22 protein-coding genes are annotated in these 24,578 nt (G+C 65.7%); 10 read left to right on the top strand and 12 right to left on the bottom strand.

The features are described 5' to 3' along the window. Nucleotides 1-513: 513 nt before the first annotated feature. A complete protein-coding gene (locus ABIB27_RS17765; RefSeq protein ID WP_354254504.1) occupies nucleotides 514-1,131 on the top strand; it encodes an NADPH-dependent F420 reductase in 618 nt (205 codons plus the stop codon). A 274-nt stretch (nucleotides 1,132-1,405) separates the two neighbouring features. Here ABIB27_RS17765 and ABIB27_RS17760 read toward each other — a convergent pair whose 3' ends face one another. Both ABIB27_RS17760 and ABIB27_RS17755 read right to left on the bottom strand, forming a co-directional pair. After that, on the bottom strand, nucleotides 1,406-1,903 hold the full coding sequence (locus ABIB27_RS17760; RefSeq protein ID WP_354217252.1) for an SRPBCC family protein: 498 nt from the start codon (nucleotides 1,901-1,903) through the stop codon (nucleotides 1,406-1,408). 13 nt (nucleotides 1,904-1,916) lie between these two features. Next, nucleotides 1,917-2,249 (bottom strand): ArsR/SmtB family transcription factor, encoded by a 333-nt coding sequence (locus ABIB27_RS17755; RefSeq protein ID WP_354217251.1) that lies wholly within the window; start codon nucleotides 2,247-2,249, stop codon nucleotides 1,917-1,919. Between the two features lie 112 nt (nucleotides 2,250-2,361). Here ABIB27_RS17755 and ABIB27_RS17750 point away from each other — a divergent pair, with 112 nt between their 5' ends. Both ABIB27_RS17750 and ABIB27_RS17745 read left to right on the top strand, forming a co-directional pair. Further along, nucleotides 2,362-3,207, top strand: coding sequence for a CPBP family glutamic-type intramembrane protease (locus tag ABIB27_RS17750; RefSeq protein ID WP_354217250.1), 846 nt, complete (start codon nucleotides 2,362-2,364; stop codon nucleotides 3,205-3,207). A 265-nt stretch (nucleotides 3,208-3,472) separates the two neighbouring features. Beyond that, a complete protein-coding gene (locus ABIB27_RS17745; protein WP_354217249.1) occupies nucleotides 3,473-3,670 on the top strand; it encodes a hypothetical protein in 198 nt (65 codons plus the stop codon). Nucleotides 3,671-3,766: 96 nt separating this feature from the next. Here the strand turns inward: ABIB27_RS17745 and ABIB27_RS17740 are convergent, their stop codons facing one another. The 3 genes from ABIB27_RS17740 to ABIB27_RS17730 all read right to left on the bottom strand — a co-directional run bounded on the left by ABIB27_RS17740 (nucleotide 3,767) and on the right by ABIB27_RS17730 (nucleotide 7,023). Beyond that, nucleotides 3,767-5,128: an LLM class flavin-dependent oxidoreductase gene (locus ABIB27_RS17740; protein ID WP_354217248.1), complete on the bottom strand. Its 1,362-nt coding sequence runs from the start codon at nucleotides 5,126-5,128 to the stop codon at nucleotides 3,767-3,769. 72 nt (nucleotides 5,129-5,200) lie between these two features. After that, nucleotides 5,201-6,778, bottom strand: coding sequence for a sodium:solute symporter family protein (locus ABIB27_RS17735; RefSeq protein WP_354217247.1), 1,578 nt, complete (start codon nucleotides 6,776-6,778; stop codon nucleotides 5,201-5,203). Next, entirely contained in the window at nucleotides 6,775-7,023 is a 249-nt protein-coding gene (locus ABIB27_RS17730; protein WP_354217246.1) for a hypothetical protein, read from the bottom strand. Before ABIB27_RS17730 ends, ABIB27_RS17735 begins: the two co-directional genes overlap by 4 nt. 229 nt (nucleotides 7,024-7,252) lie before the next feature. On the opposite strand from ABIB27_RS17730, the gene ABIB27_RS17725 reads away from it, so the two are divergent. The 4 genes from ABIB27_RS17725 to nboR all read left to right on the top strand — a co-directional run bounded on the left by ABIB27_RS17725 (nucleotide 7,253) and on the right by nboR (nucleotide 10,507). Beyond that, the gene (locus tag ABIB27_RS17725) at nucleotides 7,253-8,461 is read left to right on the top strand and encodes an acyl-CoA dehydrogenase family protein (RefSeq protein ID WP_354217245.1); all 1,209 of its coding nucleotides are present in this window, start codon (nucleotides 7,253-7,255) and stop codon (nucleotides 8,459-8,461) included. 432 nt (nucleotides 8,462-8,893) lie between these two features. Next, nucleotides 8,894-9,391 carry a 2-oxo-4-hydroxy-4-carboxy-5-ureidoimidazoline decarboxylase gene (uraD, locus tag ABIB27_RS17720; RefSeq protein WP_354217244.1) on the top strand — a complete coding sequence of 166 codons (498 nt, stop codon included), beginning with the start codon at nucleotides 8,894-8,896 and terminating at the stop codon, nucleotides 9,389-9,391. Next, nucleotides 9,388-9,729 (top strand): hydroxyisourate hydrolase, encoded by a 342-nt coding sequence (uraH, locus tag ABIB27_RS17715; protein WP_354217243.1) that lies wholly within the window; start codon nucleotides 9,388-9,390, stop codon nucleotides 9,727-9,729. The genes uraD and uraH overlap by 4 nt, the downstream gene beginning before the upstream one ends. 115 nt (nucleotides 9,730-9,844) lie before the next feature. Then, on the top strand, nucleotides 9,845-10,507 hold the full coding sequence (gene nboR, locus ABIB27_RS17710; RefSeq protein ID WP_354217242.1) for a nicotine blue oxidoreductase: 663 nt from the start codon (nucleotides 9,845-9,847) through the stop codon (nucleotides 10,505-10,507). 12 nt (nucleotides 10,508-10,519) lie between these two features. On the opposite strand, the gene ABIB27_RS17705 is transcribed toward nboR, so the two are convergent. The 6 genes from ABIB27_RS17705 to ABIB27_RS17680 all read right to left on the bottom strand — a co-directional run bounded on the left by ABIB27_RS17705 (nucleotide 10,520) and on the right by ABIB27_RS17680 (nucleotide 18,714). Beyond that, nucleotides 10,520-11,287: an SDR family oxidoreductase gene (locus ABIB27_RS17705; RefSeq protein ID WP_354217241.1), complete on the bottom strand. Its 768-nt coding sequence runs from the start codon at nucleotides 11,285-11,287 to the stop codon at nucleotides 10,520-10,522. Nucleotides 11,288-11,435: 148 nt separating this feature from the next. Next, nucleotides 11,436-14,270 (bottom strand): molybdopterin-dependent oxidoreductase, encoded by a 2,835-nt coding sequence (locus tag ABIB27_RS17700; protein ID WP_354217240.1) that lies wholly within the window; start codon nucleotides 14,268-14,270, stop codon nucleotides 11,436-11,438. A gap of 2 nt (nucleotides 14,271-14,272) precedes the next feature. After that, nucleotides 14,273-15,223: an FAD binding domain-containing protein gene (locus tag ABIB27_RS17695; RefSeq protein ID WP_354217239.1), complete on the bottom strand. Its 951-nt coding sequence runs from the start codon at nucleotides 15,221-15,223 to the stop codon at nucleotides 14,273-14,275. Beyond that, nucleotides 15,214-16,548, bottom strand: a complete 1,335-nt coding sequence (locus ABIB27_RS17690; RefSeq protein ID WP_354217238.1) for an XdhC family protein — start codon at nucleotides 16,546-16,548, stop codon at nucleotides 15,214-15,216. Before ABIB27_RS17690 ends, ABIB27_RS17695 begins: the two co-directional genes overlap by 10 nt. Nucleotides 16,549-16,672: 124 nt before the next feature. Continuing rightward, nucleotides 16,673-18,205, bottom strand: coding sequence for an NCS2 family permease (locus ABIB27_RS17685; protein ID WP_354217237.1), 1,533 nt, complete (start codon nucleotides 18,203-18,205; stop codon nucleotides 16,673-16,675). A 14-nt stretch (nucleotides 18,206-18,219) separates the two neighbouring features. Next, nucleotides 18,220-18,714: a nucleoside deaminase gene (locus ABIB27_RS17680; RefSeq protein ID WP_354217236.1), complete on the bottom strand. Its 495-nt coding sequence runs from the start codon at nucleotides 18,712-18,714 to the stop codon at nucleotides 18,220-18,222. A 405-nt stretch (nucleotides 18,715-19,119) separates the two neighbouring features. Between ABIB27_RS17680 and ligD the strand changes: the two genes are divergently transcribed. The 3 genes from ligD (at nucleotide 19,120) to ABIB27_RS17665 (ending at nucleotide 23,532) form a co-directional block, all read left to right on the top strand. Next, on the top strand, nucleotides 19,120-20,364 hold the full coding sequence (gene ligD, locus ABIB27_RS17675) for a non-homologous end-joining DNA ligase (RefSeq protein WP_354254502.1): 1,245 nt from the start codon (nucleotides 19,120-19,122) through the stop codon (nucleotides 20,362-20,364). A gap of 569 nt (nucleotides 20,365-20,933) precedes the next feature. Next, entirely contained in the window at nucleotides 20,934-21,842 is a 909-nt protein-coding gene (gene pucL, locus ABIB27_RS17670; protein WP_354217234.1) for a factor-independent urate hydroxylase, read from the top strand. Nucleotides 21,843-22,023: 181 nt separating this feature from the next. Continuing rightward, complete coding sequence (locus ABIB27_RS17665) at nucleotides 22,024-23,532, top strand: nucleobase:cation symporter-2 family protein (RefSeq protein WP_354254500.1); 1,509 nt, start codon at nucleotides 22,024-22,026, stop codon at nucleotides 23,530-23,532. 149 nt (nucleotides 23,533-23,681) lie between these two features. Here the strand turns inward: ABIB27_RS17665 and ABIB27_RS17660 are convergent, their stop codons facing one another. Then, on the bottom strand, nucleotides 23,682-24,437 hold the full coding sequence (locus ABIB27_RS17660; protein ID WP_354217232.1) for an IclR family transcriptional regulator: 756 nt from the start codon (nucleotides 24,435-24,437) through the stop codon (nucleotides 23,682-23,684). Between the last annotated feature and the right edge of the window lie 141 nt (nucleotides 24,438-24,578).

The following is a 24,578-nucleotide window of genomic DNA, read 5'->3' as shown; positions in this document are numbered from 1 at the left end:
GCCCGCCCCAGCACCGGCCCCCGCGCCCGAGCCACCTCCGGCTCCTGCGCCCGCGCCACCTCCGGCTCCTGCGCCCGCGCCCGCGCCTGCTCCAGCGCCCGCGCCCGCCCCGCCGCTGCCGCCGGGCCATCCCCCTGAGGACGCTCCCCCCAGTAGCAGGAGGTAAAGCCCCGAGTTTTTGTCCACTTGATGGCGGTTCTGAGCAGGATTTCCGGGATTATCTGGACAAAAACTCCCAGTGCCGACGACGGCGGGAAAGCGCCGCCGTCGGACGTTTCCTGAGCGGCGCCCCCTTAGTCGTGCCGCGCCAGAGCCGCTGCCACCAGGAGCGCTCTGGTTCCGATTCGGGCGGGCGCTGCCGATCTGCGCGACTTCCTGCACGGCCCCGAAGCCAGGGCGGCCTATGCGGCAAACGGTTTGGAGACTGCCTAGAGAATCACTTGACGCTTCAACTTGATAAGCGTACATTTAGTTGTATCTTCAAGTAGTGATCCTCCAGAGAAACAGAATCTGATGAAAACCCTCCTTGCCCGCCTTTTCGGAAAGAAGAAGACCATGACTGACATCACCATCATCGGTAACGGCAACATGGCCCGTGGCATCGCCACCCGCGCCGTCGCAGCAGGCAAGAAGGTTGAGATCCTCGGCCAGGACGGCGCCAAAGCGCAGACGCTCGCCGGTGAACTCGGCGCGGATGTCACCCACGGCACCGCGGCCAGCGCCCCGCAGGGCAGCATCGTCATCCTGGCCGTCCCGTTCGATGCCGCCAAATCAGTGGTCACCGCATACGGCAACCAGCTGGCCGGTAAGACGATTGTGGACATTACCAACCCGGTGAACTTTGACACCTTCGATTCGCTGGTAGTGGAGCCCGGCTCCTCCGCCGCCGAGGAAATCGCAGCGCTGGCCCCGGCCGGCGCCAGCGTGGTCAAGGCCTTCAACACGACCTTCGCCGGCACACTGGTGGCAGGCGAATCGGGCGGCCAGCCGCTGGACGTCTTCATCGCGGCGACGACGCCGCCGCCACTGCGGCAGTGGGCAACTTTGTCAGCGCCGCCGGTATGCGGCCGCTGGTGGTCGGACCGCTCAAGCGCTCCCGGGAGCTGGAAGGCTTCCAGTTCGTCCTCATGACCATGCAGGCCAATCCCGCATTTGAAGACTTCAACTGGGACACCGGACTCCTGGTCACCAAGTAGCAGCACCGGGTAGCACCACTAGACGGCATAGGCAGCCGTCACATGAAGCGGGCGTATTACGGCGGGAGGTCCCGCCGTCGTACGCCCGCTTTTTGCGTTAAAACCTTTAGCCGCGCTCAGCCCGTTGGGGGCGTGAACTGGCTGGCAGTGAATTCCGCTCGCTGAGGGTCGCGGATCAGCGCCGGCCGGGTACCCTCAGCCGGGGATTCTCAGGCGCGTGCGTGGGCGGCGAGGACGGCGTCGATCTGGCCAGCGGCTGCCTTCATGCCTTCGTCCATGCCCATCTTGACCATCTCTTCCATCTGCTCTTCGGATTCGAATGTGGACATGATGGTCATCCGGGTGCGGCCGCCGATGTCGTCGAGGTCAACGGCGGCATGGGTGATGCCCATGGCGTCCACCGGGGCGCCGCTGTCGTCGGCGAAGCCGTCATCGAACTCGAGCCCCCGGGGCGCTTCGATGGCGGTGAACTTCCACCAGCCGCCGGCTTTCTCGCCCTCGGGTCCGGTCATGTAGTAGCCGGCCCTTCCGCCGGGCGTGAAATCAAACCCGTCAAACGTGGCCGGCCAGGTGGGCGGACCCCACCAGCGCTCGAGCTGGCGCGGATCTTCCCAGATCTGCCAGACGCGCTCGACGGCGGCATCGAACTCGGCGACGAGGGTGAAGCTGAGTGCCTCGAGATTCTTGGTGGAACTGATAACAGGCATTGCCGTCCCTTCCTTATCCTTCAGCCAGAATGTCCGCGATCCGCTGGGCGCGCTGCCGCCAGATCGTCTCATAGTCATCCAGCAGCCGGCGGGCCTTCTGCAATCCTTCGTGGTCGCCCCGCACGATCTGCTCCCGTCCGCGCTTTTCCTTGGTAACCAGGAAAGCGCGCTCCAACACCGCCACGTGCTTCTGGACAGCGGCGAAACTCATGGCGTAGAGCGCAGCCAGTCCGGAGACGGAATACTCCGCCACTGTCACCCGCCGGACAATGTCCCGTCGGGTGGCGTCCGCAAGGGCCTGGAACAGGCGGTCCACGTCCGCGTCATTGACCTGATCTACAACCATTTGGTTGTACGATACGCCGGGCGCCGAGGGGTGTCAAGAGGCTGCCGCGGCGCCGCGGGTAAGCTGAAGGAACCACCCAGCAGCCAGCCCGAGTCCGTCCACGGAGGCCAGCATGAGCCGGCGCTCAAAAACAGAATCCGATGTCCGGCCCGGTGCAGCGGCTGCGCCAGCCGGCACCTCGGTGCGGCTAATCCCGGCAACGTTACTGTCGGCGTCGGGCTTTGTGCTGTTTGTCCTTGAAGACCGGCTCAGCGGATTTATCCTACTGGCGGCTGCCCTGGTGCTGGCCGGATTCATCAGCCGCCGGCTGCTCATTGACCTCGCACTGATAGCGGTGGGGCTGACGGCCATGAGCTCCGTCCCCATCACCACTGACATCAGCACCGGGCACATGCTGGTGATGGGCACCGCGATGGTACTGGCCGTCGGTATTCCGTATGTGGTCTCCCGGTTTGTCACCAAGGACCATGCCATCAGCTTTCCCATCCGGAGCGGCCAGCCCTGGACCACGGCCGAGAAGTGGTACCTGCCGGCCGTCCCGCTGCTGGGGTATGCGGTCCTCCCGGTCTACATGATCAGTACAGGCGTGTATCGGAACTGGCCTGCGGTCAACGATCCGGAGGGCATCGGCCGGCTGTTCCTGGGCACCAACGCGCTGGGCATCTGGGACGAGCTCTTCTTCATCTGCACCGCTTTTACGCTGCTGCGCCGGCACCTCCCGGACTGGCAAGCCAACCTGATGCAGGCGGTGCTATTCACGTCCTTCCTGTGGGACTTGGGGTTCCATGTGTGGGCGCCGCTCTTCATCTTCCCGTTTGCGCTGCTGCAGGCGAAGCTGTTCACCATCACGCGGTCATCGACGTATATCGTGTGTGTCCACCTGTTCTTTGACTTCGTGCTGTTCCTGGTCCTGGTGCACGCGCACAACCGCGACTGGATCGACATTTTCCTCTACTGAGCTGCCGGGCCCTGCGGAACGCCCGGCACCAACGTCCGAACAGGCGCCCCAACCAGTGGCGTAACCAGTGGCGTAACAAGCGCAGGACGCGGACGTGCAATCGATCACACTTTGGGCATTTCAGTTGTCAAATCCCCGGCCCACCATGAACCATGAATGCGGGGACCTGTTGCCCCGCACACCTAAATCAGCAATCCTCACCGACGAGGATGCGGCCCTTTCAAGGATGACCTGGCCGTCAACTGCATGAGCGAAAGTACTGACAATGACGTTTGATTCGAGCCACTCTTTAACGCTTAAAATCTGGGACCGGTCCGCGATTGACCACACGCTCAACGCCGCAGCGCTGGATCTCTCAGTCAAGGCGAACACCACCAAGTGCCGCATCGCGGTCCACTGCAGCGGCCCCAACACCTTCACGCTGAGCGTCCGCAGCGACGACCGCCAGCTCGTCACCGTCTGAACGGTTCCACGCTAAAAACACAGAGCGGACGACGCCGGGACCTCCCGGCGTCGTCCGCTTTTGTTTTGTGGTGCTTTGCTGGGCGGAGCCGTCCGCCTACTGGCTGAACGCGCCGCGGTAGCGGGTTGCCGGGTGCCGGTCGTTGAGGCGGTCCTCGCCGAAGAGCTTGCCGCGCAGTGTGCCCGGCGCATATTCGGTCCGGGCGAGGCCGCGGGCCTGCAGGACCGGGAGCAGGTGCTCGTTGAACTCCGTGAACGAGCCCGGCAGGTGCCAGTTCATGACGTTCACGCCGTCGATGCCGCCTTCGCGCTGCCAGGTTTCGAGTGCGTCGGCGATCTGTTCCGGCGTACCCACGATCCGTCCGTTGCGCGCCAGGCTGTCCGCAATGTCCGCCACTACCGGCTCGCGGTCTGTGACGCCGCGGCGGATCCAGTCCAGGAGGCCCTGCGAGGAGTTTGTTTCGAGCTCTGACAGGGGCGTGTCGGCGGGGTAGACGCTGCCGTCCGGACGCGTGCCGATGTTGGCGTGGGCCAGGTAACCGTCGGCACTCGCGTACTCGTCGTATTCAGTGGCCTTGCGCCGGGCTTCGTCCTCGGTGCTGCCGATGATGAAGGCGACACCCTGGAAGAACTTGAGGTCCTGGGGCAGCCGCCCTGCCTCCACGGCCCGGCGGCGTGTGTCCTCGATCCCTTCCAGCGCGATCTTCGGGGTCGGTGCGCGCAGGAAGACGGCTTCGGCGTGGTCGGCCGCGAATTGGCGTCCGCGGGGTGAGGCACCGGCCTGGTACAGCAGCGGAGTCCGCTGCGGTGACGGCGACGGCAGGTGGGGGCCCTCCACCCGATAGCGCTCACCCACGTGGTTGATCTTGTGGATCTTCGACGCATCCGAAAAGACGCCGCTGGCTTTGTCCTTCAGCAGCGCGCCCTCGTCCCAGGAGCCTTCCCACAGCTTGTACGTCACGTCCACGTATTCTTCGGCCCACCCGTAGCGGTCCGTATGGTTGGCCAGCCCGTCCATGCCGAAGTTCCGGGCACCGTTGTCCTGCAGGCCCGTCACGATGTTCCATGCGATGCGGCCGCGCGAAATGTGGTCCAGCGTGGAGACTTTCCGGGCGAAGTTGAACGGGTGCTCCTGCTGGACGTTGGAGGTGAAAGCGAAGCCCAGATGTTCGGTATTCACGGCCAACGCGGAGAGCAGGACGGACGGATCGTTGCTGGGGATCTGAAGGCCTTCCCGCGCGAAGACCTCGAAGCCACCGCTGCTGGGGCCATATAGTCCCACAACATCGGCAAAGAACATCGCGTCGAACAGGCCGGCCTCCAGAGTCTTGGCCAGTTCAATCCACATGGTGACATCGTTGAAGTCCGCCTGCTGCGCCTCAGGGTGTCGCCATTGCCCGTGCTGGATATGGGATCCGGTGTTCATGACGAAGGCGTTGAAGTGCAGCGGGGTGGGCATTGGTGTCCTTTTGTGGCTGGTCAGGTTTAACTTGAAACTACGGGGCGACAAACTGAGCGCCAAATACTACGGCTATACCGCGGCAGGCTCCTCGACGGGCGCTGCCGGTTCGGACGCGGCTGCCGGTTCGGACGCGGCTGCGGGTTCGGACGCGACGGCCGGTTCGGGCGCCACGGCCGGTTCGGACGTGGAGCGGTCGAACAGCGCCGCCACGCGGGCCCGCTCTTCATCCGCGACGGGGACCAGGTAAGCGCAGGCAACATACACCGCCGCGTTCACGATCAGGCCGGCAATCCCGGAGGTGGCGCCGCCGAGCCACGGGACGGACGTCGGATAGAAGATCTGGAATGCAGCGGCAGTGGCGAATCCGCTGGTCATGGAGGCCACGGCCGCCGTCGCATTCCCGCGCTCCCAGAACAGGCCGAAGTACAGGGCGGGGCCCAGCTGCACAATGCCCTGGTAGGAGACGATGGCCAGGACATACAGTGCGGGTTCCTCCAGCCATACCAGCGCACAGACAGCCGCGGCAGCGGTGATGACGATGGTGCCGATCTTGGCCCATTTGGTCTCGCCGGCAACCGCAGAGTCAGGCGCGGTCCGGGCGAAGTCGTTGGTCAGTTGCGCGCTGGCCGCCTGGATCAGGGCATCCACATTGCCCATGGTGGCGGCGAGGACAATCACGCCGGCCAAGGCCACCAGCAACGGACCCCCAACTGCGGCGACGATGAACCAGACCGAGCTGGGAGCTTCCTTGACGCCCGGATATGTCGCGGCGAGCAGGGCCACGGTGCACAGCCCGGTGGAGAAGGCCAGGAGGATGGGGGCGGAGAGCGCAGTCGACTTTTTGATCGCTTCGGTGCTGCGGGCGGTGAACAGGCGGACAAAGACGTCCGGCCAGCACCAGCCGCCGATGGCGCCGGTGAGCACCAGGGAGAAGAAGTACAGTGGGCCTGCCTCACTGCCGGGACCGGGGAGCAGGAAGTAGTCCGCCGGGACGCTGTCCAGCCCGTACCCGCTGGTGACCAGGTGCACCAACAGTCCTACAATGACCACCAGCCCGATGCCGTAGGCGGTGATGCCCTGGATCATGTCGCTGATCACCACGCCGCGCATGCCCATCCGTACGGTCCAGATCTGACGGAAGGCCAGCACCGCGATGCTCAGCACAATGGCGCCTGCGGCCGGCACTGCGCCGTAGCCCAGATGGGTGAAGACGAGGCTCAGGGACTGCATGCCCAGCACGATCCACGGAAACGCCGCGACCAGGCCGATGAGTCCGGCGATGCGGCGGACCGCGTGGGAACGGTAGCGAAAGCCCAGGAGATCGGCCTGTGTCCGCAGGTCAAAGCGTTTGCCCCACTCGTGGACGGGCCGGGCCATAAAGAACATCAGCAGCAACGCCAGCAGGGAATAGAAGACCAGGTAGTAACCGATCACTCCCCCGCCGGCGGTCATGCCCGCGAACGAAATGAAGACAGATCCGGCAAGCCAGGTGTTCAGGAACGACATGGTCTGGTACCAGGGTCCGAATGAGCGGCCGCCGGTGGTGTAGTCGCTCAGGCCAGTGGACTTGACCCGGCTTCGCTCCAGGACGAGGACGACGACGGCGAGGAACAGACCGATGAGTCCGTAACCGGTGACGATGTTCACAGTTCCTCCCCGGCGGTCCGGCGCTTGCGCGCATCCAGGAAGTAGAGGACCACGATGACGGCGGTGACGAAGGTCGCCGTACCCAGCAGGTAGGCCATGGTGCCCGCGGCTGGACCAAGCGCCCAGTGGAAACCGGGGAAAATAGCCAGCGCAAAGCTGGCGAGGAGCAGAACGACGGGCAGGGCGTTGCGGCGCCGGGGCTTTGTGCGCGGCGGCTCTGAGGCGGATTTGTTAAGCGAAGTCAAGAATTCCCCCTGGACAGTGGGTACAGCCTTTGTGGCTGACACGCGGTGGGTAGGCACAGTGGACGCTGCGCACACCACAGTCTTGGGGATGCCGGCGGCTGTGTCGAAAACGATGACAAAGTCCGTAACCGGGTGACGCTTTACGTCACAAGACTTCGGGATCGCGCAGGTGCGCACCCTACGGTGGACGGGCGACACCTCCGTCCCGCCAGAGCCGAAAGAACCAGCCATGGATAGCCTGCACCAGAAGTTCCAGCCGATTTTCGATCGTATTGCCGCTGGCGCCGCAGAACGGGAACAAACGAGGACGCTGCCTTTCGAGCAGATCGGCTGGCTGCGGGACAGCGGCTTCACGGCCCTGCGTGTTCCTGCGGAATACGGCGGATCCGGCATCCGGTTGCCTGAGTTCTATGAGCTGCTGATTCGCCTGTCCGCCGCCGACCCCAACCTCCCGCAGGCGCTCCGGTCCCACATTTCGCTGATCGAATTTCATCTGGCCGAACCCCAAGGTGAGCTGACCGAGTGGTACCTGGCAGAGGCCGGCCGCGGGAAGATCTTCGGGAACGGCGTCACGGAACCCGGCGCGGGCTTCAGCGGCGGCTTCCGCACGCGCATCACGGACGGGGAGGGCGGGGCCGTGCTCAACGGAGAGAAGTTCTACAGCACGGGCACGCTGTACGCCGATTACATTGCGGTGGCGGCGGGGTACAGGGACGAAGCATGCGTGTACGCCGTGGTGGCAGCAGACCATCCGGGCGTGGAGCGCCTGGACGACTGGAACGGGTTTGGCCAGCGGCTCACGGCCAGCGGAACCACCCGCTTCAAGGACGTACCGGTTATTTCCCGGAATTTCCTGCGCTTCGGCGGAGCAAGCGAAACGTTTATGACCGCCCAGTTCCAGCTGATCCTGCTGTCCTGCCTGGCGGGCATTGCAGAGGCTGCCGTCCTCGACGCCAGCGAGTACGTCCGCGGACGCAAGCGCTCCTTCAGCCACGGCCTGGCAGACTTACCCCGGGACGACGCCATGGTCCAGCAGGTAGTGGGCCGCGTATCAAGCCTGGCCTTCGCCGCCAAACACACAGTCCTCGCCGCCGTCGCCAGCCTCGAGCACGCACTCGCAACAATGGCCCAGCACGACGAGCAAACAACTTACCGGGCACTGACAAAAGCCGAACTTGATGCCCAGCAGGCCCAGATCGTGGTGGCTGACCTCGTGTTGGAGGCAACCACCAGGATGTTCGAAGTCGGCGGTGCGTCCGCCGTGGACCGAGGACTGAACCTGGACCGGCACTGGCGCAACGCGCGCACCGTCAGCGCGCACAACCCCACCATCTATAAGGAACGCAGCGTGGGCGATTTCCGGATCAACGGCACCACTCCCGTATACGAGTGGAGTGTGGGCGTGGCGGCTGCCCGGGCCGTCGCGGTGCCTCAATAGCAGCACCCACCAAAGTGGGACCGGACGACGCCGGGACCTTTCGGCGTCGTGCGCTCTTGTTTTGCGGCTCTAGCCCTGGTCGCTGCCGCCCGCCGGAAGTACGGTGCCGGTGATGTAACTGGCGTCGTCGGAGGCCATCAACAGGATCGGCGCTGCCTGTTCCGGCCGCGTTCCGTAGTGCTTGAACAGAGTACTCTCGGTGGTCTGGTATAAATACGGATTTGGGCATATTGAGACGCGGCGGGTCTGACTATTCCTGGGCTGCGGAATCGTAACGCAGGCGACCCATAGTCCCGTCGCCGTCAGTTGACATCACTAGGGCGCGTGCGGTTGACTTTTGCATATGCTGAAATAAAAGTTCCACGATGCGGAATCAACCATCCGCATAGCTGACACCGTGGATGCCAGCATCAAAACACGAGGACCTGTCTAGTGCATCTTGAACAGTTCAATGCGGCCGGCCGCGAGGAGGCCGCCGATTTCCTGCGTCCATGCCTGGACGTCCAACGCTGGATCGACGAGCTCGCCGACGCGCGGCCCTATTCCAGCCTTGAAGCTCTCCTGGCGGCGGGCCGCGACGCGGCGAACCCCTTCACCCTTGCAGAGGTTGACGCTGCCCTCGCCCACCATCCGCGGATCGGCGAGCGGGCACGGGGCGACAGCGCTGAAGCCAAGCTATCGCAGTCGGAACAGGCCGGATTGGGCGTGGCCGATGCCGCCGTCGCGCAGGCACTGGCGGAAGGCAACCGGGCCTACGACGAGAAATTCGGGCAGGTCTTCCTGATCCGCGCCGCCGGCCGCACCCGTGAAGAGATCCTGGGCGCCCTCAATGCCCGGCTGGCCCACACCCCCGAAGAAGAACAATTAATCATTGACCAGCAACTGCGGGAAATCGCAGTGCTCCGACTCGAAGGGCTGATCGCCGAATGAGCACCTCCCATGTCACCACCCATGTCCTTGATACAGGCTCCGGAAAGCCGGCGGCGGACGTCCCGGTCATCCTCAGCGTGCTCGACGGCGAGCGGTGGGTCCGGATCGCCGAAGGAAACACCGATCAGGATGGCCGCATCAAGGAACTAGGACCGGACAGGCTGCCCTCGGGGACCTACCGCCTGGCCTTCGACACGGGCAAGTACTTCGCGGCCAGTGGCACCGAAACGTTCTTCCCGGAGGTGACACTCACGTTCGGCGTGGTGGAGTCTGAGGCCCACTATCACGTGCCGCTCCTCCTGAGCCCGTTCGCGTACTCCACGTACCGCGGCAGCTAAACCGGCCTTTCTGACACTCCCCCGGCGCCTAACCCACTCATCAAGACGACAGTTGACGGCGATGTTCGCCCGAAACACTGCCGTCAATTCTCTTCCAGCTGGATAGTCTGGGGCGATGGCTGGCCTGGACACCGAACGCACGACGGCGGTGCTGCTCGCTGCGGGTGCTGGGACGCGGCTGGGTCTCGGGCCCAAAGCGCTGCTTGGCTTCCGCGGCCGCACGCTCGTTGAAGTCTTGGCGGAGGTGCTGCTAGCCGGCGGCTGCCGGGGAGTGGTGGTTGTGCTTGGCGCGGACGCGGCAACGGTCCGCGCCGCCACTGATCTGAGCCGCTGCCGGGTCATCGAAAACGCGGACTGGGCCGGCGGCATGGGCAGCTCGTTCCGGGCCGGCGTGACGGCGGCGCCGCCGGAAGACCATGTGCTCATCGCGCTGGTGGACCAGCCGGGGCTGACCGCTGAAATTGTCGCCCGTTTGTTGGCATTGCACCGGCCCGGGCGCGTGACAGCCGCCGCCTATCGTGGATCCGACGGAAAGCTCTGGCGGGGACATCCGCTGCTCCTGGATTCCAGCCTCCGCGCTGAAGCCGCTGGAACGGCAACGGGGGACGCCGGGGCACGTTTCTTTCTCCAGGCCCATCCCGACCTGATCGATCTCGTGGATTGCAGCGACCTCTCCGGCGGCGGGGACGTTGACTCCCCCGGCGACCTGCACCTCCTCGAAGCTGCAACGCGGGGTCAGATACCGCCCAAAAAACACCGCGGGATGGGCCGTATCTGACCCCGCGTTGGTTTAGCCGCGGCCGACGAACGGCATCCCCGCGGCGGTAATGACCACCGAGCCGACACTGGCCGACGCCGGCATGCCCGCCATCAGCAGAACCGCCCGGGCGGCGTCCTGCACCGGAAAAGTCGGCTCCACCCTGCGGCTGCCGTCGGCCTGCAGGGCACCGGAGTCCACGCCGATGGTGCTCATGATGTCCGTGGCCGTATTGCCAATGTCGATCTGGCCGCAGGTGATGCCGAAGCCCCGGCCATCCAGTTCGATGCTCTTGGTCAGCCCCGTCATGGCGTGCTTGGTCACCGTGTAGGCCACCGTGCGCGGCCGCGGCGAGTGGGCCGCAATGGACCCGTTGTTGATGATCCGCCCACCCTGCGGCTCCTGGGATTTCATGGCCCGGACGGCCGCGGCGGCGCACAGCATGGAGCCGGTAAGGTTCACCGCCACCACCGCATTCCAGTCGGCCACGGAGATTTCATCCACCGATGCCGCCGGACCGAACACGCCTGCGTTGTTGAACAGGACGTCCACCCGCCCCCATGTCCCGAGAGCCGCGGCGAAAAGGCGCTCAACGTCGTCGGGCACTGTGACGTCGCAGGCCACCGTCAGCGCCTGGCGGTGCCCGGCCGCGGACTCGAGCAGCGGGGCCTCACGGCGGCCGGCCAACACCACGCGGTATCCCTCGGCCAGCATGAGCCGCGCCACCGCCCTGCCAATTCCGGAACCTGCCCCGGTCACGACGGCCACCCTGGAGTCTGCGGGCCGGCGGGAGTCAGTCATGTGGGTGCCTTTCGAAGGGTTGCGTCCGCGCGCAGCGTGAGTTTCTGCAGCGGATATCGGCCAGCCTATGACAGTCTCCGGCCGGGGCCGCCGCGAACCACGCGAACGGGGTTACAAACGGTTGCTTCGCTCACGACGCGGGGTTGGTTTAGACGAAGGGGACCATGCCGGCTTCCTTCAGGGCCAGGTAGATCCTGTCCCGGGCGATCGGCAGCGACGCAAACCGGACACCGGTGGCATCCCGGATGGCGTTGGCCAGGGCGGGTGCCACCGGATTGAACGGGCTTTCGCTCATGGATTTCGCGCCGAGCGGGCCCAGCTTGTCGTTGGTGTCAGCGAAGTACACCTCACTCCGGGGCACGTCGGCGAAAGTCGGGACGTGGTACTGGCGCAAGATGTCCGTGGTGACCCGGCCGGCGGCGTCCACCACCACTTCCTCGTACAGCGCGGCGCCCAGCGCCTGCGCGATGCCGCCTTCGATCTGGCCACGGCATTGCCGCGGGTTGACCACCACGCCGGCATCAGCGGCCTGGACACTCTGCAGGATCCGCAGCTCACCCGTGCCGCTGTTCACCGCAACGCGGAAGCCGTGCACGTTGAAGGCCACCGACCGCGGCGTGCCTCCCCAGCGCCCCTCAGCGGCAAGTTCGACGCCAGCTTCCGCGGCGGCGTGCGCCAGTTCAGCCAGCGGCACGGGCATTCCTTCGCACACCACCGTGTCGCCGTCGAGCACGCAGCCGGCGGACTGGACCTGCCGGATTCCGGCGGCGAACGCCCGGATATGGACGGCCAGTTCCTCTGCGGCGGCGAGCGTCGCCTTCCCGGCCACCACCGTGCCCGCCGATCCGAACGCACCGGTGTCGTGTTCGATCAGGTCGGTATCGGACTGCCGGACCGCAACCCGCGAGGCGTCCGTGGACAGCGCGGTGGCGGCGAGCTGGGCGTGCACCGTGGTGGTGCCGTTGCCGAACTCGGCGGTCCCGACGTCGGCCTGGTACGTTCCGTCGGCCAGGAGCCGGAGCTTCGAATGGGCAAAGTGGCCCCGTGGCGGCACCGTATCGATCATGGACAGCGCCGTGCCCTCGCCGGTGGCCCACTCCGGGCCAAGATCGTCCAGCCCCGCCGCGCGGTACCGCTCGGCACCCCGGTCCAGGGCATCGCGGACCAGGTTCAGGCACTGATCCAGGCCATAGCTGCCGTACTCGACGTCCGCTTCGGGCTCGGAGTGGGTGGAGAGCATGTGGTCGCCTTCGCGGACCATGTTCCGGCGGCGGAACTCCAGCGGGTCCATGCCGATCCCCACGGCGAGCTCGTCCATGGCGGATTCGATCGCGAAGATCGTCTGGCTCAGCCCATACCCACGGAAGGCACCTGAGGGAACGGTGTTGGTGTACACCGCTTGGGCGTCCACCTTCTTGTTGGCGCACTTGTACACACCCAGCGACTCGCCGCAGCCGTGGAACATCACGCCGGGGGCGTGGTTGCCGTAGGCACCGGTGTTGGTGAGGACCTCCAGCCTCAGGGCAGTCAGCTGCCCGTCCGCACTGGCACCGGCCTTGAGTTTGATGGTGAAAGGGTGCCGGGTGGTGGTGGCGGTGAACTGCTCCGTCCGGGTCAGTTCGAGCTGGACCGGGCGCCGCAGTTTCAGGGCCGCGAGCGCCACGATGTCCTCCGTCAGCACTTCCTGCTTGCCGCCGAACCCTCCGCCCACCCGGCCGGCCACCACGCGTACCTGGTCCTCCGGCAGCCCGAAGACCCGGCACAGCGTGCGGCGGACCAGGAACGGGACCTGGCTCGAGGTGCGGACCTGGAGCCGGCCGTCACTGTCCACGGACGCGATCGCCGCGTGGGTCTCCAATGCGAAGTGCTGGACGCGCTGGGTCTGGTAAGTCTGTTCATGGATAAAGCTGGCCGCCGCGAAGCCCGCTTCCACGCTGCCCAGTTCGGAGTGCAGCTCGGCCACCACGTTCTGCTCCGGCCGTGCAATCCGCGCCGTTTGGCTGTCCTTGTCGCCGTGCACCTGAGGGGCACCGGGGTGGATGGCGTCCTGCGGGGTGAACACAGCCCGCAATTCCTGGTACTGGACCTGCAGCGCCAGCACGCCCGCTTCCGCGGCGGCCACCGATTCGGCGACGACGGCGGCAACCCGCTGCCCGATGAAGCGCACCACGTCATCCAGCACCCGGGTGTCATCCGGGTCGTCGGTGTACAGCTCGTGCTGCGCGGTGGAGAACAGCTGGCCCGGCGCGTCGAGGTGCGTGAAGACTGCCACGACGCCGGGAACTTTCAGCGCTTCCACGGTTCTGATGGACACGATGCGGGCGTGGGCGTGCGGCGAGCGCAGTAGTTTCAGGTGGAGCAGGCCCTGCAGCTCGTCTGCCGGCACATCGAGCGTGTAGCGGGCTGTCCCGGTGACCACGGCGCGGCTGGCGGGGGCCGGGACGTCGTCGCCCAACTGTCCGGGCTGCGGATCCGCCTGGCCTTCCCCGGCGATCCCGGAACCGTGCCCTTTCGGGTCGTGGTGCCTGGCGCCCCCACACACGGCGTCCGCGATGGCACTGTAACCGGTACAGCGGCAAAGGTTGCCCTTGAGGTTCCGGGGCAGGTTCTCCTTCTGCTCGTCGGTGAAGGTGGCCGCCGTCATCAGCATGCCGGCCGTGCAGAAGCCGCACTGGAAGCCCTGGCGTTCCATAAACTGCACTTGGACCGGGTGCAGGTCAGTTCCGGCGGCCGCGGCGCTGTCCCGTCCGGCTGTTGCGGCCAGCCCTTCGATGGTGGTAACGGCGTGCCCCTCAGCCCGGACGGCCGGATAGATGCAGCTGTGCACCGCGGTGCCATCCACGTGCACAGTGCATGCTCCGCAGTCGCCGCCGTCGCAGCCCTTCTTCACGCCCAAGTTGCCCTGCTCCCGCAGGAAGGTACGCAGGCACTGCCCGGGCCGCGGCGCGGTGTCCGCGGCGGTTCCGTTGATCTCGATGGCCATGGTCAGGCCCCCTTTGGCTGCGGTGTGGTGGGCTGGGGTTGCGCGCTGGGCTGCGCCGAGCCGGCGTGGGGCCGCCCGGATGAACCGGTCCAGAAGTCGCCGGAAACCGTGAACTGTTCGTCCAGCAACTCGGCGCGGATCTCCTCCACGAGGCGGTAGGTCATGTCCCGCCGCCAGGCCGGCAGCCCGTGGATGTCGTTGTGGTAGAGGTCGTCGGAAATAGTGCCTTCGAGGGCCGCGGCCAGTTCGCCGGCGTCCGGCAGCGCGTCAAAGCGCAGCTGCACGGGCCGTTTGGTCGCCGCGGTGACCGTAAGGACCAATGAGGTCCCGCCGTCGAGCCTTCCGATCAGCAGCACCCCCGAGCGGCCCAGATTGCTCAGCGACAGGCGGCGGAACGCCACCCGGGAGGAAAGGGCCGACGCCGGCAGGTGGACACTGCGCAGCAGCTCGCCGGGTGCCAGGCAGTTCGTCGCGTCGCCAGTAATGAAGTCGGCCACCGGCACGCTGCGGCTGGCACCGCCCGGACCGAAGATGGTCGCCACGCCGTCGAGTCCTGCGCAAAGAGAGATGACCGGTCCGGCGGGCAGCGACGTGCAGAGGTTGCCGCCCACCGTGGACATGTTCCAGACCTTGAAGGAAGCCACAAAGGAATCACAGCAGGGCCGGACCAGGTCCAGGCCGGGCCAGCTCCGGCCTGCCGCTGCCGCCGAGGCGGGGACGTCATAAAGGTCGGCGATGGTGCAGGTGGCCGCCAGTTCGATCCCGGCGTCCGTGACGGTGACGGGTGTCCAGCCGGCCGAGCCCAGGTCCAGCAGGCGCTTGAGCGGTTCGGGCCCGAAGGCGTAGCTGCCGTAGGAAAACAGCACGGTGCCGCCGGCGAGCCAGGCGTCGCCGTCGCGCCAGTCTGCTGGGTCCGTAGTGGGGACCACTGCCTCGATGGTGTTCATGTCCATGCGATCTCCTGGTGGCTGACGAAGGCCGGTACCGGTTCGCGACGTGTTGCCTGCGCGGTGTACGTGTCGTGGTGGATGGGGCCGGTGGTGTCCCGCAGCGGCGTGCAGGACGCGGCCAGGCGGCGGGACGCGATGACTTCGGCCGTGACGGACACGGCGACCTCGGCCGGGGTCACCGCGCCGAGGTCCAGCCCGATGGGTGAATGCAGGTGTGCGATCCGCTCCGGCGGGACTCCGGCGTCCAGGAGGTTATCCACCCGCTGGAGGTGGCTGCGGCGCGACCCTATGGCACCAACGTAGGCAACGTCCAGGGCCAGCGCGGTTTCCAGCAGCGGGATGTCGAACTTGGGGTCGTGGGTCAGGACGCAAACCACCGTGCGCTGGTCGACGCGACCGGCCGCGGCCTCAGCCCCCAGGTAACGGTGCGGCCACTCCAGGACCACCCGATCGGCGCCGGCGAACCGGGCCTGGGACGCGAACGCCTGCCGGGCATCCACCAGGGTCACGTGGTAACCAAGGAGCTGCCCGGCCGGAATGATTGCCGCGCCGAAGTCGTTGGCTCCAACGACCAGCATGCGCGGCGGGGCCAGCCGGGATTCCACTAGGAGGGTCACAGGTTCTGTTGCGCCTGACCTCGGCGTCGCGTCCGGACCGGCGGGGCACATAGCCGGCGCACCCAGCTGCACCAGGCCCGTTCCACCGGCCCGGAGGAGAGACCCAAGTTGCGCCGGTAAGGCGTAGTTCCGGCCGCCCTCGTCCACATCAGTTGTCCCCGCAAAACCCAACAGTGCCTTCAGCTCTGGAGCTTCTGCCACCAGGAAGGTGGCCGGATCCGGGATGACGATGGCGGTGCTCCCGCCGCCATCCAGCCGACGCACCAGGGCCACGGGTTCGCCCGGCCCCACGTCCGCCAGCTGCAGGAGCGCCGCGCGCAGCGCTCCGACACAGGCCTCAGTCCCGGCGTCGCTAGCTATGTCGCTCCCGGCCGGCCAGTGCGCCGAACTGTCCAACGGAACGGGCTGGATGTGGATGTCGAGCTCTCCCCCACAGGTGAGGCCGGCGGCGAACGCATCGGCGGCGCTGTAACCGAACGCCTCAAGGCGGGCGCCGCCGTCGTCCATTGCGTCCAGGGCCAGCGCCACCACGGCGCCCTCCACGCAGCCGCCGGAGAGGCTGCCCAAAACAGCGCCCGATTCGGACACCAGCATGGACGTTCCCACCGGCCGCGGGGACGAGCCCGTGGCCGCCACAATGGTGGCCACGGCGAACCGGCCGCCGGCAAGAGTGGACGCCCAGCTGCGGAGTGAAGGGATCAGGTCAAGCATGTCGGTGCTCCTTCTGCCGCGTGGCGGTGGTGTCCATATTGTCGTTCCTCAGCTGTGGTTCCGGAAGCAGCGGCGCGGGCTGTCGCGGTGCGCGCTGTGGGGATGCCGACTGTCGCGGTCCCCGTCAGCCGCCTAGCAGCGCGTTGATCGGGCCGCGGGCGAAGTACACCAGGAAGCCGGCGCTGACCACCCACATCAGCGGATGGATCTTCTTCGCCTTCCCCGACGCTGCACCGATGATGGCCCAGCTGACGAAGCCCACGCCGATCCCGTTGGCGATCGAGTAGCTCAGCGGCATGGTGACAATGGTGAGGAATGCCGGCAGGGCCACGGAGAACTTGCTGAATTTGATCTCACGGATCTGCGCCATCATCATCGCTCCCACCACCACCAGGGCGGCGGCGGCAACCTCGATCGGGACCACGCTGGTGAGCGGCGTGAGGAACATTGAACCCAGGAACAGCACGCCGGTGACCACGGAGGCCAGGCCGGTGCGGGCGCCTTCGCCGATCCCGGCCGCGGAGTCGATGTACACCGTGTTGGACGAGCCGGAGGTGGCCCCGCCCGCAACGGCGCCGAAGCCTTCCACGATGAAGGCGGACTTGAGCCGCGGGAAGGTGCCGTCCTTGTGGGCGACGCCGGCGCTCTTGGCCAGCCCGGTCATGGTGCCCATGGCGTCGAAGAAGTTGGTGAACACCAGGGTGAACACCAGCATGGTGGCGGCGAGTCCGCCGATCCGGCCGAACGCGCCGAACATGTCGAACTGCCCCATTAGGCCCAGGTCCGGGGCGGAGACCAGCTGCCCGGACAGGACCGGGGTGTTCAGGTGCCAGCCGCCGGGGTTGGTGGCGCTGGCCGGGCCGATCGTCATGAATGCTTCGACGACGGCGGACAGTACGGTGGTGGCGACGATGCCGATCAGCAGGCCGCCCTGGACCTTGCGTGCCACGAGGATTCCCATCGCGAGCAGTCCGACGACGAACAGCAGGGTGGGGATGGAGGTGATGGAGCCGCCGTCGCCCAGCTGCACGGGCGGGCCGCCCGCCGTCGGCCGCACGAAGCCGGAGTCCACGAAGCCGATGAAGGCTATGAAAAGGCCTATGCCCACCGTGATGGCGGCCTTGAGCTCCTTCGGAACTGCCCGGAAGATAGCCGTCCGCGCTCCGGTAACGCCGAAGAGGACGATCAGGATGCCGTTGATGACCACCAGGCCCATGGCCTCGGGCCAAGTGACTTCCTGGATGACGGAAACGGCCAGGAACGAGTTGATGCCCAGCCCTGCGGCGAGTCCGAACGGCAGGTTGGCCACGAGCCCGAAAAGGATGGTCATCACGCCGGCGGTGAGGCCGGTGACGGCGCCCACCTGGGCGGCGGAGAGCCAGCCGCCGGCGACGTCGGTGGGTGCGTTGTCTGCGCTGAACCCGCCCAGGATCAGCGGGTTGAGGATGACGATGTACGCCATGGTGAAGAACGTGACCAGGCCGCCGCGGAACTCGCGGGCAATCGTTGAGCCGCGTTTGGTGATGTGGAAGAAGCGGTCCAGTACGTTTTCCGGTGCCGGGGGCTTGGGGGTGCCGGGCGCAGGAGTGGTGAGTGCCGTGGTGATGCGGGGCCGTGGAGCCGAATGCTCCTCGTGCGATTGATCCAGGATGGTCATCTCAGCCACCGGCCCTAGTAGTCGATCCTGGATTCGAGCGCGTTCCAGGTGTTGAACGGCTCCAGCGGGGCGGGCGCCTGGGCATCGCCGAGTTCCAGTTTGGAGACCGGCATCAGGGAATCCCTGTCCTGGTTCTCAAAGTATTCATAGAAGACGGCGTCGTCGAATCCGACGGAGGCTGCGTCGTGGCGGTCCGCGGCGAAGACCACCCGCTCAACCCTGGCCCAGAGTGCGGAGGCCAGGCACATGGGGCATGGTTCGCAGCTGGTGTAGAGGACGGCGCCGCTGAGGTCGAAGGTGCCGAGTTCCCGGCAGGCCGTGCGGATGGCGGTGACCTCGGCGTGGGCTGTGGGATCGTTGTCGGCGGTGACGCGGTTGACGCCGTCGAACGCCTGGCCATCAGCCGTGACGATCATGGCCCCGAAAGGGCCTCCGCTGTTCAGGACGTTGGCCGTTGCCAGCCGGATGGATCTGGCCAGAAACTGTTCGGCCGTGACGGTTGTACTCATGATGCGACTCCCTTTGCTGGGAAGCCGGTAGCCTGTTGCAGGCCCCAAGGGGACCAGGTGCGACGGTTACCAGGCTTCAGCATGTGCTGTGAAGGTTAAGTTGCGCCTGGTAGATAGCTTTCCCGGTGGCCGGGTGCCCGCCTTTGGCAAGATCGAGACTAGCACCGGAATGTGGGCCACGCCATACCTTTCCGGAAATAAAATTTCGCAATGTGAAATCTAGGTTTCCGGTTCATCACACCCTGTTCATCCCACCCGGACCCTAAGGCGCCGGACCCCACGCCGCCGGACCCTAAGGCGCCGGCCTCAAAGACACCGGACCCTACGCCGCCGGACCCTAAGGCACCCGCCTCAAAGAGCGATTTTGCTCTGGCCGCCATATCCGATCGTTGCTAGCGTGGCGGCATGAGCCCGTCGAAGACCCCGGCCGAGATCCTCACCATCGACGGCGCGGAGGTCCGCATCTCGAGTCCGGACAAGGTGGTGTTCCCCGAGCCAGGGCTGACCAAGCTGGACCTGGTGCGCTACTACCTCGCCGTCGCGGATGGCGCCCTGCGCGGTGCCGGCGGCCGGCCCATGGTGCTCAAGCGCTTCCCGAAAGGCATCGACGCTGAGCCGTTTTTCCAGAAGCGCGTACCCGAGAGCCACCCTAACTTCATCGACACGGCCACCCTGCACTACGCTTCCGGGACGTCCGCAGAAGTGGCCGTCATCCGGGACAGTGCAGGCCTGGCATGGGTGGTGAATCTTGGCTGCCTGGACCTGAACCCCCATCCCGTCCGCGCGGAGGATCTCGAGCACCCCGACGAGCTCCGGGTGGACCTCGATCCGATGCCGGGGGTCGACTGGTCCCAGATTGTCGACGTCGCGCATGTCGCGCGGGAGGTGCTCGACGACGTTGGGCTGGTGGGGTGGCCGAAGACCAGCGGGTCGCGCGGCCTCCACATCCTGGTGCGCATCGCGCCGCAGTGGTCCTACCGCGACGTGCGGCTCGCCGCCGAAACCCTCGCCCGCGAGGTCGAGAACCGCGCGCCGGGCCTTGCCACCGCGCGGTGGTGGAAGGAGGAGCGCGGGGAGAGTGTGTTCGTCGACTTCAACCAGAATGCCAAGGACCGCACCGTGGCATCGGCATACTCGGTCCGAGCCCTCCCCGACGCCCGGGTCTCGACGCCGCTCACCTGGGACGAGGTCCGGTCGGCGCGGCCGGAACAATTCACGGTGCGCACGGTGCCCGGACGTTTCGCGGAGATTGGCGATCCGCATACCGGCATCGACAACGCCGCCGGCGCCCTTGATGGGCTCCTCGCCCTGGCTGCCCAGCTCGGCCCCGCCGAGAAGGCACCACGTGGGGGTGACGGCTCGGGCCGCCGGCAGTCGGTGATGCCGCTTATCGAGGTGGCGCGGACCAAGACCAAGCCCGAGGCACTGGCGGCGCTCGAGGAGTGGAAGTCCCGGCATACGCACGTCGTTCCCGCCCTGCACCCGGCCGATGTGATGGTCGATGGAATGCGCGGCTCGAGCTCGCTCTGGTACCGGGTTCGGGTGAACCTTCAGCACGTTCCCGAAGCGGAGCGTCCGCCGCAGGAGGAGCTCATTGCCGATTATGACCCGTGGACCGGCAAGGAGTGGCCGGGAGGCCCAGGGTCCTGACGCCGGCCCTACCGGCCAAAAACAGGAAGCGCGCGGAGCCAATGGAGAAAGCCGCCGTCCTGCCGGTCTTGCTCGGCAGGGATGCTGAAATCCGGATCCGTGCCACCCCCGCGGGGGAAGTAGAACTCCTGGACTGACGGTGCAGCCGTATTCACCGGTGCAACCGGCGTGTTGTCCTGCTGGTACATCTGATCCTCCTCTGAGGCCGCTGGTTCTTTCACTAGCCTACCTAATTCCACCTTGTGGAACTTCTTTTCTGCTATATGAAATCATACGATTGGCGGGTGAGAGGCGTCAATAGGGGCCAGGTGCAGCGAAGGGGCGCAGCGGTCACAATCGCAAAATAGGACTAGTGATGTACAACACCCCATAGTCTGAGCTACGCTGGCTCCTACATCGTGGCGTACGTCACGAAACCTGGGAGCAGCAGGCAGGGTCGTAATGAGCTGACATCAATCGATGTCGGCTCATTTTTTGTTGGGTCGACGGAACGAGAACGCGTGGGAAACACGCGCTTAATTTCTATGCGGGACTCTGGTCCCACATACCGGAAGTTGGGAAATCTGACCATGAGCAGCAAAATCATCCTCGGCAGCAACCAGTTCGGCAAAGCGGAGGTCCGGGTCGTCAAGATCACCCGCGACACCGAACGCCACCAGATCGAAGACCTGAATGTCACCTCACAGCTGCGCGGCGACTTCGAAGCAGCGCACCTCGACGGCGACAACAGCCATGTGGTACCCACGGACACCCAGAAGAACACCGTCTACGCCTTCGCTCGTGAAGGCGTCGGCTCCCCCGAAGCTTTCCTGCTGCGCCTCGGCGAGCACTTCACGTCCAGCTTCGAATGGGTGGACGGGGGCCGCTGGGAAGCCGAGTCCTACAGCTGGAACCGGATCCAGGCACACGGCGCTGAGCACGACCACAGCTTCGTCCGCAACGGCCAGGAAGTCCGCACTGCGGTGCTGGTCCGGGACGGCGCCACGGAACACCTGATCTCGGGCCTCAAGGACCTGACCGTCCTGAAGTCCACGGAGTCGGGCTTCGCCGCGTACCCAAAGGACAAGTACACCACCCTCCAGGAGACCACGGAGCGCATCCTGGCCACTGACGTCGCCGCCCGCTGGCGGTTCAGGACGGGCACGGATTTCAGCTCGTTCGACTTCAACAAGAACTACGACGACGTCAAGAGCCTCCTGCTCGAAGGCTTCACCGAAAACTACTCCCATGCCCTGCAGCAGACCCTCTTCGACATGGGAACCAAGGTCCTGGAAGCACACCCGGAGATTGATGAGATCAAGTTCTCCATGCCCAACAAGCACCACTTCCTGGTGGACCTCTCGCCGTTCGGCCTCGATAACCCCAATGAGGTCTTCTTTGCGGCCGACCGCCCGTACGGCCTGATCGAAGCCACCGTCCTCCGTGAGGACGCCGCGGGTGCCGAAAACGCCTGGATGGGCATCGCCGGCTTCTGCTGATCCTAGCCACCGGCCCATCCCGCCCCGCCCCGGAGTTTTTGTCCACTTACAGCGGCTTCAGGGCCTCTAAATCCGCTGTATCTGCCCAAAAACTCCGCGGCCGGGCAGCAACATTCCCAAAGATCCATAGCCAGACACGTTAGCCAGACGAAGACGTCTGCCATGAACCAGAAAGTCTGCCATGAAAAGCAAAAAGAATTCGGCCTCGGCAGTTGCCGGCAAAGGCCATAAGGGATCGGGGCGCCCGGAAGACCAGCGCCTCTCCGTCGGCAGTAGCTTCGCCTACGGCTTCCAGCACGTCCTGACCATGTACGGCGGCATCATTGCCGTTCCCCTGATTGTCGGCCAGGCAGCCGGCCTCTCACCCGCCGACATCGGCGTACTGATCGCCGCGGCTCTCTTCATGGGTGGCCTGGCCACCCTGCTCCAGACCATCGGCATCCCGTTCTTCGGTTCGCAGCTGCCCCTCGTGCAGGGTGTGTCATTTGCCAGCGTGGCAACAATGGTCGCCATCGTCACCGGCGGCGGCGGGTTGCCTGCCGTGTTCGGCGCGGTGATCGTCTCCGCCGCCATCGGGCTGCTGATCGCCCCGGTGTTCTCCAAAATTGTGCGCTTCTTCCCTCCCGTGGTCACCGGAACAGTCATCACCACCATTGGGCTGACCCTGATGCCGGTCGCGGCAAACTGGGCCATGGGCGGCAACCGCAAGGCCGAGGACTACGGCAGCATGGCCAACATCGGGCTGGCCGCCGTCACCCTGGCCCTGGTGCTGCTGCTGAGCAAGCTGGGCAACGCCACCATCTCCCGCCTCTCCATCCTCCTGGCCATGGTGGTGGGCACCATCATCGCCGTCATCACGGGCATGGCGAACTTCGCCAAGGTGAGCGAGGGTCCCATCGTCGCTTTCCCCACCCCGTTCCACCTTGGCGCCCCCACATTCGAGATTGCCGCCATCATCTCCATGGTGATTGTGGTACTGGTGATCCTGACCGAAACCATGGCCGACATCTTGGCCGTCGGTGAAATCGTGGGAACCCGGACGGACTCCAAGCGGATCGCGGCAGGCCTGCGCGCCGACATGGTCTCCAGCCTGGTGGCACCGGTCTTTGGTTCGTTTACCCAGAGCGCCTTCGCACAAAACGTGGGCCTGGTGGCCGTCACCAAGATCAAGAGCCGGTATGTTGTTGCCGCCGGCGGCGTGATCCTGGTGCTGCTGGGCCTGCTGCCGGTCCTGGGCCGGGTGGTCGCCGCAGTGCCCACAGCCGTCCTGGGCGGCGCGGGCATCGTCCTGTTCGGAACCGTGGCTGCCAGCGGCATCAGGACTTTGGCCAAGGTGGAGTACAAGAACAACATGAACCTGATCATTGTGGCCGCCTCGATCGGTTTCGGGATGATCCCGATCGCCTCCCCCACGTTCTACGACAAGTTCCCTGCCTGGTTCGGCACCATTTTCCACTCCGGCATCAGCTCGGCAGCCGTTATGGCCATCCTGCTGAACCTGCTCTTCAACCACCTGAAAGCCGGCAATTCGGAGAACCAGTCGGTGTTTGTGGCCGGGACCGGACGCGTCGTCCGGGAAGAGGACCTCAAATGCCTGACCCACGGCGACCGTTACGAGGACGGCAAGCTGATCGACTGCGACGGGAAGGAAGTCCCGGTCCAGTCATCCGAGAAGGCGTCGGAGCACTAACTCACCGCACGAGATGACGTACGACGACGGCGGCCCGCTCCAGGAAGGAGGGGCCGCCGTCGTCAACGGCACCAAAGTTTTTGTCCAGATAAGCCGCAGAAAAGGGCTTAGTGGGCCGCATAGCTGGACAAAAACTCCAGCGGGGGGTGTCAGTTGCGGTTGAGCTCGTCCGAGATGGCCTGGGCGGCCTCGCGCAGCATGGGCACGGCACGCTCGGCAAATGACTGGTCCACGCGGGACACCGGCCCGGACACGGAAATGGCGGTAGGAGTGGGAGCGTTGGGAACGGCCATGGCAAAGCAGCGCACACCCAGCTCCTGTTCCTCCTCATCGATGGAGTAGCCGCGTTCCCGGATGCGGCCCAGGTCGGCCAGCAGGGACTCGATGTCGCCAATGCTCTTGGCGGTGGGCGTCGGCATCCCGGTCCGGGAGACCATGCCGCGGACCATGTCATCGTCGAGCTGGGCGAGGATCGCCTTGCCCACGCCGGTGTCATGGGTGTGGGCTCGGCGCCCCACCTCGGTGAACATGCGCATGGAGTGCAAGGAAGGCACCTGGGCCACGTATATGACCATGTCAGAATCGAGCACCGCCATATTGGAAGTCTCCCCCAGCCGGTCCACCAGCGTCTTGAGCTGCGGCCGGGCCACGGCGCCCAGCTGTTTGTTGGCGCCTTCGCCGAGCCGGATGAGCCGGGGGCCCAAGGCATACCGGCGGTTGGGCAGCTGGCGGATGTAGCCCAGGGTAACCAGGGTGCGCAGCAGCCGGTGGATGGTGGGGAGCGGCAACTCAGTGGAGGAGGAGAGCTCGCTGAGAGTCACCTCTCCGCCGGCATCGGTGATGAGTTCCAGCAGTTCGAAGACGCGCTCAACGGACTGCACGCCTCCGGAGGCTTTTTCGGCCATTCCGTTGTCTCCTAGTGGCTCAGATTCTGACAACTCTTATCCACATCGTGAAAAGCGTTGCTTAGAGCTCTTAAGGTACAGCACCACCCGCCCGCAGGCGATGCCGCCAAAGTTGACTGACAAGTAGTTGCTTTTCCACTT

Origin of the sequence: Arthrobacter sp. UYEF21 (assembly GCF_040546085.1) — a bacterium.
In the GTDB taxonomy this organism is placed as follows: Bacteria; Actinomycetota; Actinomycetes; order Actinomycetales; family Micrococcaceae; genus Arthrobacter.
The sequence above is the reverse complement of the archived record's forward strand: the minus strand, read 5'-3'. Positions and strand labels throughout refer to the sequence as shown.